Raw genomic sequence first — 17,681 nt, forward strand, 5'->3', positions numbered from 1 at the left:
TTATTAAATTTTATCGTCATTGCAAACGGGCATTAGTGCGTGGATATCCAGTCGTCATTGCGAGCAGTCGTAGGCTGCGTGGCAATCTAGAAAAATAATAAAAAAAAATTTACTGGATTGCTTCGTTAATTGCTATGCAATTTCCTCGCAATGATGACTCTTAAGACTACATTATAAAGCAAAAAAACCTATATAGTCAAACTATATAGGTTTTTTCTTATATTTGTAGACATTCGATGCCATTCCGTGATTTATTCACGGAATCCAGGAACAATATCAAAAAATTGTACATTTTAAGTTATTTTCTGGATCCCGTGGCTTGACCACGGGATGACACCGAGCATATTAGAAGTTCACACGAACTTTTACACTACCTTGCTGTGCGAAATACTTAGTTCCGATATTGGTATCGTAGTTAATACCGTATTCCATCATTTTGTGCTTAGCAGTAACACCGACGCCGACATCAAAGCTTGTTTTGCTTTGCTTGAAGCTGTTGGTTGGGAAAGGAGCAGTCATACCTTGTAATCTTGCATCAATCGCCGGAACTTTATTCTTGAATGCATAATCAACCATTGCGTAAAACTCAGGTGTTAGCACTACTTCATTGACATTGATATTACTTGATACTTTAGCACCGAGTAAACCGTCGAAATTATTATAGTTCTTGCCTTTAACGATAAGATTTTGGTAAGTAGTACCGGTTTCTTTATAGCCTTTATCTTTGATAGTCGAATACCTAAGCCCGGCTAGCGGTGTTAGATTAATGTTCTCAGGCATCATATAGGTATAACCAGCCATTAACTGACCTGTATAGCTTTCGGATTTATACTTACCGTTTGCAGTTTGATAAGCAGTAGTCGCTAGTGCCGTTGCAATAACACGTCTTGATTTGCTTCTTATCTTATTATCCGAGTAAGATGTTATACCCTCAACAAAGAAATTTTCATAAGGTAAGTTATATAAACCGTATACGGAATAGATGTTACTCTGTACTTTATTCTTGTCGCCGGTTTTATTATTTTTTAGCTTAATGTCAGTATCGGCTCTTGTATATGCAAGTCCGAGTGCTAGATCATCGCTAACTAAGCCGTCAAAACCTATAGTGCCACCGGTTGTATCAGACTTATAACCGCTTATATTGTTACACATCTTCTGCGTTACATTACCGACAAATGGGCTTATCCACGCACCAAACTTAGCATCTCTGTCCTCATCACCGGCAGCTACGGCAGCCGGCTGTATTGCATTCATTCTAGCATTTAGATTAATTAAGCTACTTGAGATATTACTTAGTATAACTTGATTATTAATAGCAGCTATAGTATCGCTAGGTTTTACAACGTCTTGTATAAGGTAAGTTGTAGCATCTGCTTCCTGTAGCGGTATCATTAGACCAAAGTTATTGAAAGCTTGACGTGCATCTGAACCATTGGGAGCATCCTTCATTAACTCAAGCGATTTCTTTATATTTGCAGCATTTGGGATATTTGCAAGCGGTCCACCCGGTTCAAAATCTTCGTCTATAACATCTTCAGCTATATCCTCTGCAAATAACGTTAAAGTTGATGCATCAAAAGTAAAGTCAACAAAACGGTTGTCATTATTAACGGTTATTTTAACATTCTCTTCGGGAGTAGGCTTTAAACCGCTTGCTGTTTCTGTAGATATTACCGTATATTTTGTATCTGGACTTATATTATTAATGTCGAAATTAGTAGCAGTAACAACAAGTGCTAAAGTTGAAACCCCTGATAAATCAAGAGTACTACCTGATTTAATTAAGATATTACCGTCTGACTTAGCTGCTCCATTGAAAGTAGTATTTAAGGTTAATGTATCGGTAAAGCTACCAGTGCCGGTATATGTTACTTGATTTGCTCCTAAGTTAATAGTAGTACCGCTACCTGTTATATTACTATTAAAGGCTAGGCTATTGCCGAAATTAATAGTAGCACCATTAGTTGCAAAGCTGGTAGCCGTTACATTTTTAGCAAAATTAGTGATAGAACCTTTGGCTAAAGTAACTGCACCAGTATTAGTAAACGTATCGGCAAAACTTATAGTGCCGCCGAGCGTCACCGTACCTTTTGCATTAACACTGCTTGCAAAACTTGTAGCACCTGCTGTGGTGATATCACCAACTGAATTAGCCGCAGTCCCTACAACACCGCTAACACTACCGCCATTCGTGAAGTTTAGCTTCAAAGCCTGACCGCCAGTTTTATTTATGCTGCCTGTTAAGTTAAAGTTTGCAGGTAATGTTAAGAGTGCAGTACCGTTACCTTGGATTTCGGTGATGCTAGTATTACTGCCTTTGGTTATACTTACAGCCCCGGCACCTACTTTTAACATAGCGAGATTTGTAATAGGTCCATTAATAGTGCTAGCCCCCTTAGCGACGATTATACCGTTAACTCCGTTGCTGCTTGTAACACTACCGGTAATATTATTACCATCAGCAAGCGTTATCTCTGCTGCTTGATTATTGAAATCTACATCACCGTTAATATTACCGTTTAGATTTAATTTAGTAGCAGCACCGAATGATAAATTTGAATTGATATTTTTATTATAATCAATTGCCGCTACTGATAATTCTAAGTCATTTATAAATATATCGGTATCTATTTGGAATATTCCGTTTCCTCTAAATTCTAATTCTTTTAACTTATTTACTGCAGTACCATAAGTAGCATTTCCGACACTTGCAAGTATTATTTTTCCACCCGCAGCTCCTGAATCTACAGCAAGCTTACCTTTATTCTGACCTAATGGATCAAGTACCGCATTTAATGTGATCGTACCATTTCCTGCTGCACTATTTTGTAATACTAAAGTTGCATCTTCATGTGCAAAATTAATAGTCTGACCATTGGCTAAAATGCCTACATTACCACCATTCGCATCAATTGTATAAGAACCGGCACCGACAGGAATCGCTGTGCCTGTATGTCCTACGCCTGCAGCACCGATATTTATTACATTAATTTGGTTAGTAATACCGCCTACATCAACAAAATTTGTAGTACCTAGGATATTAAATACAAGAACATTTGCAGCATCTATATTATTCAGTGCTACACTACCTAAAACATTTAATGATGCTAATTCATTTCCTCCCATACCTATTGCTTTAGCTCCGGCGTCACCTTGTAAGGTTATAAGTTTTGTTGTACCAATAAGAGTTAACACACCGCCACCGGTTGCAAACGCAGGTAAATCATTTTTAAGAGTTATAGTTTTATTATCTGTAGTACTATCGTTAAGTAAGAAAAGACCTGAATTTGCACCTTTAAAATTAATCGCTTGAGCGTTTAATATATCAACATTAGCGTTCTTAGCATTTATTGCAAAATTCTTACCATTTTGAATGTCAATTTGTGCAACCGTGCCTATACTAGCATCATTTGCAATCACTGTATCACCAGCATTAATATTAAGTATACCGGTAGCACCGTTTGCTATAGTTCCGCTTAAGTTATAACTCTTACCAGCAGGACCGTTAAACTCTAACGTACTGCCGGCTCCAAAATCTATATTATTCGCAATCAAGTTTCCACCGACTTTTATAGTACCTGCTGCTCCACCACCGGCAACATTATCAAAATTTACGGTTTGAGCATAAATATCACTACCAAATACAAGATCCGCAGCACCATTATCAACTTTAGCATTAAGGACTTTTAGAGATGCTCCATTTGCACCTACTGCTCCGGTAACCCCTACTCCTAGTGTCGTTAATGTACCATTACCCCCTGCTGCAGTTACTGCTCCAGTAATACCGTTATTTGCTGTTAACGCACCATCAGCTGCAAAGTTCACTGCTGCTGTGATTGCTCCTGCTGCCGTTACATCCGCTGCTCCATTATTAATGGTCACGTTTGTTGCATCAATAGTTGTTACGTTACTCGCTCCATTAAAAGTGACTTGCTTTAGTATATTTGCTGTACCGTTAGCACCTATTGCTGCACCAATATCCCCCCCATTAACTATAAGTGTTCCGTTATTTCCAACAGATGTTACAGCCCCGGTAATACCGTTACCTAAAGTTAACATCCCATCTGCATTAAACACTGCTACACCTGTAACTAACCCACCGGCCATTAATTTACCAGCAGCTGTAAAATTAATCGCTCCATTTACTGTCCCTGTTGTTACCTCAGTTCCAGCATTACCAACCTTTACGTTAGTCACAAATATATTACCTGCATTACTTGCTGCTGCGTTATTAAATATTAATTGCTTTAGTGAACTACCACCGGTACCAGCATTTGCTATATCACCTGCTGTTACTATAACTGTACCGTTACCCCCAACAGATGTTATATCCCCTGTAATACCGGCTCCTAAAGTTAATTGACCATCTGTAGTTAATACTGCTGTACCAGTTACTAACCCACCGGCAATTAACTTACCGGCAGCTGCAAAATTAATCGCTCCATTTACTGTTCCTGTTGTTACCTCAGTTCCAGCATTACCAACCGTTACACCCGCTGCAAATATATTACCTGCATTACTTGCCCCAGCGTTATTAAATGTTACTGCTGCTAAGGCAGCACCATTTGCACCGGCATTTGCTATATCTCCTGCTGTTACTATAACTGTACCATCACCACCATTAGTCGTTGTTATATCCCCGGTAATACCGTTACCTAAAGTTAACGTCCCATCTGCATTAAACACTGCTGCACCTGTAACTAACCCACCGGCAGTTAATTTACCGGCAGCTGTAAAATTAATCGCTCCATTTACTGTCCCTGTTGTTACCTCAGTTCCAGCATTACCAACCTTTACGTTAGTCGCAAATATATTACCTGCATTACTTGCTACTACGTTATTAAATGTTAATTGCTTTAGTGCACTACCACCGGTACCGGCATTTGCTATATCACCTGCCGTTACAATAACCGTACCGTTATTCCCGGCAGATGTTATATCCCCGGTAATACCGTTACCTAAAGTTAATGTACCATCGGTAGTTAATACTGCCGTACCTGTAACTTTTCCGTTTGCTGTTAGCTTACCAGCATTTGCAAATTCTATTGCTCCTTCTATTTGCCCGGTAGTCACTATCGATGCGTTATTTCCGATATCTTCTCCTATTGTTATTGTTGTTGCAACTACATTACCAGCCGCTATTCCATTACCGGCATTATTATTACCGTTATTAAAAGTTACTAATTTTAGCCCTTCATTAGCTATAATACCTATATTTCCTATATTATTACCGCCTGTAATAATAAGTGTACCTTGATCATCTACAGTTGTTGTTATATTTCCCGTTATTCCATTTCCTAATGTTAATTTACCATTATCATTAAATACTGCAGTACCCGTGACTAAACCGCCTGCTACAAATTTTGCTCCAGCTCCAGCTAAATTTATAGCTCCACTGACTGTACCTGTTACATTAACTGAACCATTCGTAATAATATTTGTTGCTGCAAGCGAAATAGCATCTACGCCTACACCACCATCAACAGTTATTGAAGCTAACTTATGGGTTGTACCTATTGCAGCAGTAAAAGTGGTATCTGTACTAACTTTTAATACACCCTCATCGTCATTTGCACCGTCTAGTGCCCCATCAAGTGTTATCGGATCCATAGAAGCCGAGTTAATAGTTAAGCCTGCAGTGGCACCGCCTAAGGTAATAGCTCCTAAACCATTATAAACATCGGCACCCTGTCCTAATCCATCTGTACCGGTTAAAGTTAACGTAAAGGTATCACTAATGCTAACAGGAAATGTCGTACCGCCATTGATATTAACAGAACCTAAAGAAATATTTTTATTTACCGTAAATAAAGCAGGTGCTTTACTGTTTACATCTATTGCCGTAATATTTACTGCTTCATCAGCATCAACCGTAAAATCGTCATCTGTATATTGTAAAGTACCGCCTGCAAATTTTACAGTAGGATTTAACCCCACACCTGTACTAAATGTTGCATTTGCATCTATTGTAGCAGCACCCAACGCTCCGCTACTGGTTAGCATTAATGCTGCAGTTGAGGTGGTGAATAAAGCGGTTTTAAGACCTTTTTGAATTGCTTTTTGAAATAATTTTGGAGAAATATTCGCCATAATGTAAACCTTAATAAAAATCAAATAACTTAGAAAGTGTTGTAATTTTAATACAACTTTTTAAATATGTCTATTATAATTAATAATATAGATGATATTTTTACAAATTTAGTATGAATATGTGGCATTTGTATAGATTATATGTCATTTCGTAACGGCGTTGTTGCGTGGATACCTAAGTCGTCATTGTGAGCGGGTGTCACGTAGTTCGGTTTTCCCGTCATTGCGAGTAAACGTAGAGAGCGTGGCAATCCAGTTAAAAAATGCTAATTTATAGCATTTTTTAACTGGATTGCTTCGTCACAACTTACAGTTTTTCCTCGCAATGACGACCTAGGTATCCACGCAACAACACCTACTCGCAAAGACGACCTCGGTAATCCATACGGGCAATACCCTCTTGCAATGACGATTTAGTATCCATATTCTCCTAACACTTTAGTAACATCATCATACATATAATATTCAGAAGCATTAGCTTTGAGCAATAATTCTATAGCCGGGACACAATGATTACTCTTCGCCATGGCCAGCGGTGTTAGACCTGATTTATCACGATAATTAATATCCGTAGTGTGTTCAATTAAAAACTGTATAATTCTTCACCGCAATTAGCTTTTATAGCATGATGCAGAGCTAGACGCCTTAATTGGTCTTTGTACTGGGTATCAACACCTTTACTATATAAAGTTTCTACTAACTCTAAATCACCGGCATATATTGCTTTTTGTAAAAGCTTTTGTCCTAAAGCTTTATCAAATTCGGCGTAATCTTTAATCAAAATTTTTACTAGTTTTGAGGTGTGTATGATTTACTAGATATTCTATTAATCTCAAATCTTCAGAATCAATAGCAAGTTCAAAAATCTTATAACCGAGTTCGCTTTTAATATCAAATTTAGCACCTTTGCTAATTAATGCTTTTACTGATGAGATATTTTTCGATTCTACAGCTAACTCTAAAGGAGTTTTATTATTATTATGATTTTTATCATGAAAAAATTGTACTATTTTACCATTACCCATTGCTCTTGCCCAATCATGTAAAGTATATCCATATTTATCATACTTTTGAAATTCCATATTTTCATATAAATATTTTACCATTTCTATATTACCGATTTTTATTGCTAAGTGAATAGCAGACCAACCATACATGTTAGGAGCAATTTTTCCTCCCATATGAACTAAAAATTTTACTGTTTCTAAATCATGACCAAGTATTGCTAACTCCAAAGGAGTTCTACATTTAGCATCTGTAGCATTAATATTTTTTTCATTACATAAAGCTTTTACTAACTTTATTTCTTTAGATCCTACTGCTATATGTAAATCCGACCATTTATTATCTCTTATAGCCATCGGGTTTACTTTCGCTATCTTAGTTTTTAAAGCTTTAAGACGTGATATTATATAATCTTTAGGGGTAATGCATATGAGGTATAGTAACTTGGGTGTCTGGTTCCAGTGTTAGAGGTAGTCAATTGAATTATTTCCATTATTAATATATTGCGGCGGCAATTATTAAAATATATTAATAATTAATGTTAATGATAATATGTATTTATGTCATTCCCGCGTAGGCGGGAGAACCGACTTTGTCATCCCGCGACTTGATCGCGGGATCCAGTCTTCTTCTTTATTTTTTTATGGATACCGTGGTCAAGCCACGGTATGACAGAGGTGGAATTGGGCCATGCAACCACTCCTACCTCTCAGGCAATAATATCTCTCTCTTACCTGTATGATTCGGTGGTGAGACTATTCCCTCTTTCTCCATCTTCTCAACTAAGTTGGCAGCTTTGTTATAGCCGATTCTAAGCGACCTTTGGATATAGCTAATGGAAGATTTTCGCTCGTCACGTACTATCTGCACAGCTTTTTTGTAAAGCAATTCATCAGATGTGCCGTCGCCGATATCAATGCTACTATCGTCTTCTTCAGGTTGCTCGGTAACGGCAGAGATATATTCAGGCGTACCGGTTTCTTTTAAATATTCCGTAATTTTCTCAATTTCGGCTTCATTAACAAATGGTCCGTGTACCCTACTTATCTTTGAAGTATTCCCCATAAATAGCATATCACCCATGCCGAGTAACTGCTCGGAGCCTTGCTCTCCTAGGATCGTTCGACTATCGATTTTAGAGGTAACTTTAAAGCTAATACGACTTGGAAAATTGGCTTTAATGACGCCGGTAATAACATCTACCGATGGTCTTTGCGTTGCCATGATAATATGGATGCCAGCAGCTCTTGCCATTTGAGCAAGCCTTTGAATTAGCATTTCGATATCCTTACCGGCAACTAGCATTAAATCAGCCATCTCATCAACAATAACCACTATGTAAGGTAGTTTTTCCATATTCATCGTAACGGTTTCGTAAATAGGCTTACCGGTTTCAGGATCAAAGCCCGTTTGAATCGAACGCTCAATTACTCTATTCTCTTTAACTGCTTCTAAGATTTTTGCATTATAACCTGCGATATTCTTAACACCGATATTGCTCATCATTCTATAACGGTTTTCCATTTCCTTAACTGCCCATTTAAGTGCAACTACCGCCTTAGATGGCTCGGTTACCACGGGAGTTAGCAAATGCGGTATTCCGTCATAAGCCGATAATTCAAGCATTTTCGGGTCAATCATGATAAAGCGGCATTCTTCGGGAGTATAGCGGTATAAGAGCGACACAATCATCGCATTAATACCGACGGATTTACCTGAGCCAGTGGTTCCTGCTACTAATAAATGAGGCATTTTAGCAAGATCGGCAATCAGCGGCTTACCTGCTAAATCTTTACCCAAGACTAACGGCAATAAAGTTGATTTGTCTTGGTATTCGGGAGTTTCTATCAGTTCTTTTAAACAAAAAAATTCACGTTGCTTATTAGGAAGCTCAATACCAAGTACGTTTTTGCCAGGTATTACTGCTATCCTTGTTGATAAAGCAGATAATGAGCGTGCTATATCATCAGATAACCCTACTACCCTTGATGTTTTCGTGCCTGCTGCCGGCTCAAATTCATATTGAGTTACCACCGGTCCTTGATTGATATTAATTATCTGCCCTTTAACTCCAAAATCATTCAACACGGTTAATAACTCTTCAGCCTTTTGTTTAAGCTCTGAAGAAGAAACTCCTTTTACATGATGGTTTTCAGGATCACGTAATAAAGAAATAGGCGGCAATTCTGCTATTTCGCTTTGAGATATTTTAGGGCTAACCGGTTTGCTAAAGAATTTTATAGGATTTGCAGGTACGGGTCTCGCTTCTTCAGTGAATTTTACTTTTTCACTCACGGGCCTTTGGTAAGAAGAAGTTATATTTATCTTATCATTGTTTTTAGTAGGGAATAATCTTATCGACGACAATCGTGAAAATACATTATGTAAAAAAGATTGTATCCAATAGGTTAAAAATTTACCTAGTTTAATAATAAAATTATTTAAAGAAGTAAATTTAATTTCAAGTAAAACAACTAATATAATAAAGGTAAAAAATATTAATAATAAGTATAGTTGATTTGTAAATCGCTCAAAAAAATTAGAAGCTATTATTCCAATAGCTCCGCCTGCATTTGTCGGTATGAATTCTAGCTTAAACTTAGATAATAATGTGCTACTGCTAACAAGAGCAAGAAACATTACAAACATACGGATAAATGAGCCGCGATATCTTCCATACCAACAATTTCTCCCCCAAACAAAGCAAGCAAGCGGTATAATAAAAGCAGCCAACCCAAAACATTGATATAAACAATCCGATAAATAAGAACCAAAAATTCCGACTAAATTACTAGAGTACTCTGTTGTGACTGAGTTAAAAGAAGGATCGTCTATATTATACGATGTGAGAACAGTAACAATACCAAGCCCGATTATCCCTAAGATAACAGCTTGCACCTTATTGTTTAAAAGAATTTTGTTTATGTAATATAGCATAGTTTTAAATATTAAGCTAAATTATGAGTTTTATATCTTTTTCTATAATACTCTATAGGCTTTTCAATAAAGAAATAAATTAAAAAAGAAATAATTATTACTGTTATAAAAGTAACCAACGTATTAAGAAATTTCCCATTATCAGCCCAATATGAAATAGCAGGTAATATATTATACAAGACAATTAAATGACAACAATATATTGGGTAAGAGAGTAAAGCAATTAATTTGTCTCACTTATTATCTTTGGTTAAGTCAAATATTTTTCCTAAAGATAAAGCAAATAAACAATAAAAAAGTAATTTTTTTAATTGAAGCTCTATTGGGATAAACGGAAAAGTAATAATTATTAATATAATATATAAATAGAGTAATTGACTAAGCCAAGACTTTTTTTCGTTTATTTCTTGATTAGTATAAATATAAAATGCTTGACTACCAATTAAGAAAATTGCAAGTTCAGAAGGAAAGAATCTATAAGATCAAGGATCTCCTATAAATCCGTTAAATTGAAGAATAATTCTAGTAATTAAAGATATACAAATTATGGATAAAATATAGATATTTTTCTTTTTTAGAATCCAAGGTGCTATTAAATAAAAAGAAATTTCTAACCCAATTGACCAACCAGGAGGTATCAACAAAAATTGATAAAGAGGAGGCGTAGAGTCAATAAAGTATTTTGTAAAATGTACTGTATTATTATTAATTCCAATAAACATTGTTAGGTTTGTAAAAATTAAAAAAAACCAGCCGGAAATGGAAGATTACACAATTGCCTTAAAAAAGAAAATTTTTGCTGCAAGAAGAAAGTAGCTACAATACAAAAGATATCAAGTAGGATAAAGCCTTAAATATCTACTTTTCCAAAATTTTATTTTGCTTGTATAATTGCTCTGAATCATAGCCATATAAAAGCCGAAAATCATAAAAAAAGATTGTACTGCGATTTCTGCACCTACAAATTTAAGAAATGGATGAGAATTTGAATGTGCAGCCACAACAGAAAGAGCAAATAATAACTTAACTACACCCATTATGTTAAATAATAATTATATTAGCAATTATATAATATCCAAAACCTAAATCAAGTAACATAGTAGCACTTCTCAATAATAGGATAAGTTATTTACATTAAAAGAACCATTTTGTATTATGAAAAATATATTTTTTTACTTGAGTGAAAGGTAACCAAAATTCATGACCATAAAAATCCACATGGAAAAAGATTTCGTAAAGATGCGGGCAGCAGGAAAATTGGCTGCAGAGACGCTCGATTTTATTACTGATCACGTAAAACCAAATGTCACTACTAATAGTTTAAATGACCTTTGTCATAATTTTATTACTTCTCATAATGCCATTCCTGCACCGTTAAATTACAAAGGCTTTCCAAAATCGATTTGTACTTCTATAAATCATGTGGTTTGTCACGGCATTCCAAACGATAAACCATTAAAAAACGGTGATATAGTAAATATTGATGTTACGGTAATTTTAGACGGTTGGTACGGTGATACTAGCCGTATGTATTATGTCGGTGACATAGCAATTAAGCCAAAGCGTCTTATTCAAGTAACTTATGATGCAATGATGAAAGGGATTGAAGTAGTAAGACCCGGTGCTAAACTCGGTGATATTGGGCATGCTATTCAAAGCTATGCCGAGAAGCATAATTATTCGGTGGTCAGAGATTATACAGGTCACGGTATCGGAAGAGTTTTTCATGACGAACCGTCAATATTAAATTACGGTCGCAGCGGCACGGGTCTAACATTAGAAGAAGGGATGTTTTTCACCGTTGAACCTATGATAAATGCCGGTAATTACGACACTATATTAAGTAAACTAGATGGATGGACGGTTACTACACGTGATAAATCATTATCGGCTCAATTTGAGCATACTATAGGCGTGACTAAAGACGGTTTTGAAATATTTACGTTATCGCCTAAAAAATTAAAATACCCTCCATATTAAACTGTAGGATAAAAATTGATTTTGTTGTATGGTTTGGAACAAGTACTCGATGTCATACCGTGGCTTGACCACGGTATTCAGTTTTTATTTTATTTTTTTATGGACCCCGTGGTCAAGCCACGGGGTGACAAACATTTATAATTTGAGTAAACATAAAGAATATTAGAAAATAATTTGATAGAATTCGGTAATGATGAAATAGGTATGCCTCATTATATAGGTCACCGTAAAAGAGTAAAAGAACGCTTCGTTGCCGCTGGAGCAGAACATTTATCCGGTTATGAATTACTTGAAGTAATGTTATTTTCGGCTATCCCTAGTAAAGCCGTAAAACCTCTTGCTAAAAAATTACTTGATCATTTTGATATTACGGATTTAATTAACCTTGATAAGGAAAGGCTACTTAGTATTAAAGGCACCAATGAAAATTTATATATCAATTTTGCTCTAATACGTGAGCTGATAAATAGAGTATTGAAACAAAAAATAATAAATAAAAATATTATTCTTCTTGGAGTTCTTTGATTGATTATTTAAAAGTTAATATGGGCAATATGCGACTCGAGCAATTTCGTATATTATTTTTGAATAAGAAAAATATTTTAATTGCCGATGAGGTTTTAAGTCAAGGAACTATAGACCAAGCTGCGGTATATCCACGTGAATAATTAAACGAGCTTTATTTAATATGAAGTAAGCAGCCTTATACTTGTGCATAATCCAAGCGGGGGAGTCCTGAACCTTCAAAAGCCGATATTCATATGAGACAAATAAGATAGTAGAGACATGCCAAACCGTAAATATTATAGTTTTAAATCTAATATGTTACTATGAACGATGTAATAATCTTTATAAATGTTGTTTTATTTATATTTTCTTTTATAGCTACAACACTATTAACACGTATATTAATTACGTGTCTTTCCTACTTAGGAGTAGTTGATATACCAGATAAAAGGCGTTCTCATAACAAAATAGTACCGCGCGGTGGAGGGCTTGCTATTGTACTCGTTGCAATAATTTCCCTTTATATTTTTGAATTATGGACTACTGGAACAACATTTATTTCTGAAAAACTTGTTCCTTTATTGTTTGCAATTTCTGCAATTTCTTTTTTAGATGATTTAAGATCGTTACCGATCGTAATTAGATTACTCGTACATTTAATTTGCTCTAGTTTAGCCGTATATTTCTTCTTACCGTTTACTTCATTTGGTGATCACGGTTTGAGCTTATACCTTATTTTTGCTTTATTTACTGTAGCTTTAACTGGATTTATCAATATATATAATTTTATGGACGGTATAGACGGCATGAGTTGTATAGAATCTATTCATCTTGCTAGCACTATGCTTATATTATGTTTTTTACAATTTTCGGCTATTAATAACCCATATTTTATAGCTAGTGTAAATGTTATTATTCTTGGTTGTTCTTGTGGTTTTTTAATATTTAATTGGCATCCGGCAAAAATATTTTTAGGAGATGTGGGAAGTATTAGTCTTGGATTCTTAACGGGTCTTTGCTTACTCTTACTTGCTCTTACAAGCACTAACTTATTTATAGCTTGTGCTATTGCTAGCTTATATTACATTACCGATGCCGTGCTAACCATATTAATTCGGCTGCTCAATAAAGAAAAAATTTGGCAACCCCATCTAAAGCATTTTTTTCAAAAAGCAGTACAAAAAGGTAAGTCTCATAAACAAGTAGTATCGATTATAGCAGTTTGTAATATATTTTTAATGATCATTTCGGTTACATCTTTACATTTTCCCGTAATATCTATAATGCTTGCAATAGCCGTGATAACTTTAACCGTGCAGAGTTTATTAAAATGAAGCTAATTAAAGAGGATATTGATAAAATAGTTAGACGTATATTTGCCAAACAACATCCGTTGCTGCCTGAAATCATGATTAACTGGAATAAAATAGTCGGGTTTAACTTCAGCACTAAAGCATTACCTTTAAAAATCACCACCTATACTTATAAAAAACAAAAGATTAATACACTGTTTATACAAGCAGAAGATAATGCTACTGCAGCAGAATTACCTTATTATCAAGATATTATTCTAGAACGTATTAAAATTTATTTAGGCTTTGAAGCAATACATCAAATGAACGTAACGTTTTATAAAGGAAAACCTAAGATATGACGACTCTTTATGTCATTCCTGCAAGGCTTTTGCCTGCGTGGATCGAAAAGCGCGTCTTACGTCATCCTGCGGCTCGACCGCGGTATCCAAAAAACAATTAAAAAAGACTGGATCCCGCGATCAAGTCGCGGGATGACAGGGGGGGTGGAATCAATCCATGCAGACAATACACAAACGAAAAAGGAGCCTTTATTAAAGACTCCTTTTTCGTGTTAATAGCTTGTAAAAAGATTTGAGAAATTACATATTAAATCTTAATCCTGCCATTAAGTTATTACCTTTATAACGGGTTCCGCCAAATTTAACTTTATTTCCTGCAACATTTTTAGTATTAGTTTTGGATTTACCGTAATCTGTCCAGCTATAAACGAGTTCTGCTTTCACACCTTGTGCTACTTCAAATGAAGTTCCTAAAGATAATTGATAAGCAAAGTTGGTTTTGTTTTTAGTAGTTCCTGAAAAATTAGAACTACTAATAACATTATTATTAGCAACAGTCTTAGTTAAAATATTTACTTTTTCCTTTACTAACACAGCACCGACACCTGCTCCTGCAAAAACTTTAAACATACTTAAATCAATAAAATCTACATAACCATTAAGTAATGCACTTACAATAGTAGGTTTATGTTTGACTGATACTGTAGTAGCAGTGCCGCCAGGACCACTTGTAAGCACATCTCCTGGAATCACAACACCATTAATAATAAGTTGTCCACCTGCTGAAATAACCGATGGTACAGTAGTAACAGTAGAACTAGAGATTAAAACATTTGTAGACTTTTTCATGTGGTTATTTGTTACCATTCCAATTGTAAAATCAGTTCTTAAATTATCCATGATATAATAACCTGCTCCAATATTACCGGTAAAACCTGTATTGGATTTTAACTTAACACTGCTATTTGAAGGTTTTGCTTTATCAAAAATCACACCGCCGGCATTAAGTTTTAAATACCATTGATTTTCCATAGATGACGACATCGATGAATTAGTAGATGAATCTACAGAAGAATTCATATCGCAATCAGCGAATGAAAGACCGGAAGTTAAAAGTGCTGTGCTTGCAGCTGCTATTAAAAGTAATTTTTTCATATTGTTAAATTTTTCCTTTAAATTTTATTAGTTGTTAGTAAAAACGATATTAGATAATAATTTTTACCTAAATTCGATAAAAAATAGTTTTAAGTGACATCCTGACTAAATATATAATCTACATCATTGCGAGGAAATTACGTATGTAACTGACTAGGCAATACAGTAAATTTTTTCTAGATTGCTACACTCCTTACAGTCGCTCGCAATGACGACTACCTAAAACTATTAATATATTCTTGTAATTATATATCAAATCTTATACCAGCTGTTAGGTTATGGCTTTGATAACGCATGCCACCGGTTGGTACACTTGTTCCTTGGTAAATTATATTCTTACTTTTCATTCTACCTTCGTCTATCCAGCTATAAGCTAGTTCTGCTTTAACACCGTCAGCAATTTGTGCAGAAGTACCTAAAGTTAGCTTGTAAGAGATATTAGTTCTGTTTTTAGTGTTAGATGAAAGACCGGTTATCCCATTATATGTAATTTTCTCTTTAACTAATGCAGGACCAATACCGGCACCAGCAAAAACATCGAACATATCAAAATTAGTTAAATCTACATAACCGTTAATAAGTAAACGTGTAATAGTAGGTTTATGGCTTGCTGAAATGTTAGTACCAGTAAAAGGTGCATTAGTTGCAGTTCTGGATTTCTCTAGCTTTCCGCCGATTATAGTACCTAAAGTTAAATCGGCTCTAAAATTTTTGGAAATATAATAACCGATACCTAAATCAACTGGAACAGTCATATTAGATTTTAATTTAACACCGGTTGCCTTATCTTTTTCTTTATTAAACATTGCTGCACCGGCATCTATTCTTAAATACCAGTCATTATCCATGCCCTCGGCAAATGATACGCTAGAAGATAAAATTGTTGCACTTGTAGCAGCTATTAAAAGTAACTTTTGCATGATTAGCACCTCAAATCAAATAATTAAACATTATCTCAATAGCATAATAACATATTATATTTTTTAGTTCTATATTTAATCGGTAATTAGATTCATATAATAAAGCTTTTATGAAGTTTTGTGACAAAATAAACACATCTATACTCGTTGAACTTAAAAAATTGGCTACGTCATCCTACAAGAGCTGCGGTACTCACGTATTAAGTATATGCTCTGCTCCTCGCCTTGTGGATTCTTTGCTCTTTTTCAAGTTGAACTTTGTATAATTACTTTCATTTTTCTTCAGAATATACTTCAGCAAACATATATTTATTAAACTTATCTTTCTCATCTTTAAATTTATCGGCATCAGGCAAAGCAGGTTTTTTTTTTGTAATATTTTTCCATCCTTTATTTTCTATAAAATCTTTTGCACGTTCTACCCATTCTATTAACTCCGGTGATTCGGGTTTGATGGCATCTATAGGACAATCAGGAACACATACGCCACAATCTATACATTCATCAGGATTGATAACTAGCATAAATTCACCTTCATAGAAACAATCTACGGGACATACTTCAACGCAATCGGTATATTTACATTTTACGCATTCATCGGTTATAACATAGGTCATTTGGTTATCGGTTTTTGATTTTGTCGATTAATATAGAAGTTCGTATAGTCAGTATTAAGAGAAAGTATAAAATAAAACTAATAAACATAATAATTAAAGGCTTTAGCATTGAAGAGTGAATAGTTGGACTCCCTAGCCTTAAAACACTAGCAGGCTGATGCAGGCTATACCAAATATTTACTGAGAATTTTACTATCGGTATATTAATCAGTCCGATAATAGCAATAATCGAAGCAGGATTTTGTGCCTTTCTTATATTATCCGCACTATTTACTATGATAATATAGCTTAAATATAATAAAAATAATATGAGCATAGAGGTAAGTCTTGCATCCCAAACCCACCATGTTCCCCATATAGGCTTCCCCCATAAAGAGCCTGTTACTAAGCTAATCAAAGTAAAAGTAGTTCCAACGTAACTAGAAGCTACAGCTAGCAAATACGACATAGTAGTTTTCCATACTAAATAGCTAAAGCTGCATGCTGCCATGAAAACATAAATACCAAGGGCCATCCAAGAAGCAGGAACATGAACATACATAATGCGTACAAACTCACCTTGTTGATAATCTATCGGCGAAACTATGAGGGCTAAATAAAGACCTATAATCATCATTACAAAAGTAGCTATAGCTAATATAGGTATTATAACTTTTGATAATTTATTAAAATAATAGGGGGTTAATAGTTTTAACATATTTTTTTGTTCCCAATGTCATTCTTGCACAAGTATTGTTGCGTGGGTCGATTCCACTCCTGTCATCCCGCGCTCAAGTCGCGGGATCCAAATTAAAAATACTAAAATTTGTTAGTATTATAAGTTATTTTTTATGGATACCGTGGTCAAGCCACGGTATGACACCGAGCATACTTTAT

14 protein-coding genes and 1 pseudogene are annotated in these 17,681 nt (G+C 35.0%); 6 read left to right on the forward strand and 9 right to left on the reverse strand.

Features of this window, described 5'->3' with window-relative positions; genetic code table 11:
* Positions 1–345 precede the first annotated feature (345 nt).
* From RAS_RS07410 to RAS_RS10295, 5 genes are all read right to left on the reverse strand, one after another.
* Positions 346–6,090: an autotransporter outer membrane beta-barrel domain-containing protein gene (locus RAS_RS07410; protein ID WP_147143626.1), complete on the reverse strand. Its 5,745-nt coding sequence runs from the start codon at positions 6,088–6,090 to the stop codon at positions 346–348.
* 583 nt (positions 6,091–6,673) lie between these two features.
* On the reverse strand, positions 6,674–6,871 hold the full coding sequence (locus RAS_RS10285; protein WP_232049232.1) for an ankyrin repeat domain-containing protein: 198 nt from the start codon (positions 6,869–6,871) through the stop codon (positions 6,674–6,676).
* Positions 6,864–7,526: an ankyrin repeat domain-containing protein gene (locus RAS_RS10855; RefSeq protein WP_408634831.1), complete on the reverse strand. Its 663-nt coding sequence runs from the start codon at positions 7,524–7,526 to the stop codon at positions 6,864–6,866. Before RAS_RS10855 ends, RAS_RS10285 begins: the two co-directional genes overlap by 8 nt.
* Before the next feature lie 271 nt (positions 7,527–7,797).
* On the reverse strand, positions 7,798–10,032 hold the full coding sequence (locus RAS_RS07425; RefSeq protein ID WP_147143632.1) for a DNA translocase FtsK: 2,235 nt from the start codon (positions 10,030–10,032) through the stop codon (positions 7,798–7,800).
* 833 nt (positions 10,033–10,865) lie between these two features.
* Complete coding sequence (locus RAS_RS10295; RefSeq protein ID WP_232049233.1) at positions 10,866–11,069, reverse strand: hypothetical protein; 204 nt, start codon at positions 11,067–11,069, stop codon at positions 10,866–10,868.
* 163 nt (positions 11,070–11,232) lie between these two features.
* On the opposite strand from RAS_RS10295, the gene map reads away from it, so the two are divergent.
* The 6 genes and pseudogenes from map (at position 11,233) to RAS_RS07460 (ending at position 14,173) form a co-directional block, all read left to right on the forward strand.
* Complete coding sequence (gene map / locus RAS_RS07435) at positions 11,233–12,012, forward strand: type I methionyl aminopeptidase (protein WP_147143635.1); 780 nt, start codon at positions 11,233–11,235, stop codon at positions 12,010–12,012.
* A gap of 36 nt (positions 12,013–12,048) precedes the next feature.
* A pseudogene (locus tag RAS_RS11215) lies at positions 12,049–12,141 on the forward strand (palindromic element RPE4 domain-containing protein); the annotation flags it as partial.
* A 30-nt stretch (positions 12,142–12,171) separates the two neighbouring features.
* On the forward strand, positions 12,172–12,537 hold the full coding sequence (locus tag RAS_RS07445; RefSeq protein ID WP_147143640.1) for a UPF0758 domain-containing protein: 366 nt from the start codon (positions 12,172–12,174) through the stop codon (positions 12,535–12,537).
* Positions 12,534–12,680 (forward strand): JAB domain-containing protein, encoded by a 147-nt coding sequence (locus RAS_RS10300; protein WP_147143643.1) that lies wholly within the window; start codon positions 12,534–12,536, stop codon positions 12,678–12,680. The genes RAS_RS07445 and RAS_RS10300 overlap by 4 nt, the downstream gene beginning before the upstream one ends.
* 162 nt (positions 12,681–12,842) lie before the next feature.
* Positions 12,843–13,853 carry an MraY family glycosyltransferase gene (locus RAS_RS07455; RefSeq protein WP_147143645.1) on the forward strand — a complete coding sequence of 337 codons (1,011 nt, stop codon included), beginning with the start codon at positions 12,843–12,845 and terminating at the stop codon, positions 13,851–13,853.
* Positions 13,850–14,173, forward strand: coding sequence for a DUF721 domain-containing protein (locus RAS_RS07460; RefSeq protein WP_010421012.1), 324 nt, complete (start codon positions 13,850–13,852; stop codon positions 14,171–14,173). Before RAS_RS07455 ends, RAS_RS07460 begins: the two co-directional genes overlap by 4 nt.
* A 240-nt stretch (positions 14,174–14,413) precedes the next feature.
* Here RAS_RS07460 and RAS_RS07470 read toward each other — a convergent pair whose 3' ends face one another.
* From RAS_RS07470 to RAS_RS07485, 4 genes are all read right to left on the reverse strand, one after another.
* Positions 14,414–15,268, reverse strand: coding sequence for an outer membrane protein (locus RAS_RS07470; protein ID WP_147143651.1), 855 nt, complete (start codon positions 15,266–15,268; stop codon positions 14,414–14,416).
* Between the two features lie 245 nt (positions 15,269–15,513).
* Entirely contained in the window at positions 15,514–16,188 is a 675-nt protein-coding gene (locus RAS_RS07475; RefSeq protein ID WP_147143654.1) for an outer membrane beta-barrel protein, read from the reverse strand.
* A gap of 272 nt (positions 16,189–16,460) precedes the next feature.
* Positions 16,461–16,805, reverse strand: coding sequence for a ferredoxin FdxA (gene fdxA / locus RAS_RS07480; protein ID WP_147143656.1), 345 nt, complete (start codon positions 16,803–16,805; stop codon positions 16,461–16,463).
* A 4-nt stretch (positions 16,806–16,809) separates the two neighbouring features.
* The gene (locus RAS_RS07485; protein WP_147143659.1) at positions 16,810–17,502 is read right to left on the reverse strand and encodes a heme ABC transporter permease; all 693 of its coding nucleotides are present in this window, start codon (positions 17,500–17,502) and stop codon (positions 16,810–16,812) included.
* Positions 17,503–17,681 lie beyond the last annotated feature (179 nt).

This window comes from Rickettsia asiatica (assembly GCF_007989425.1).
In the GTDB taxonomy this organism is placed as follows: Bacteria; Pseudomonadota; Alphaproteobacteria; order Rickettsiales; family Rickettsiaceae; genus Rickettsia; species Rickettsia helvetica.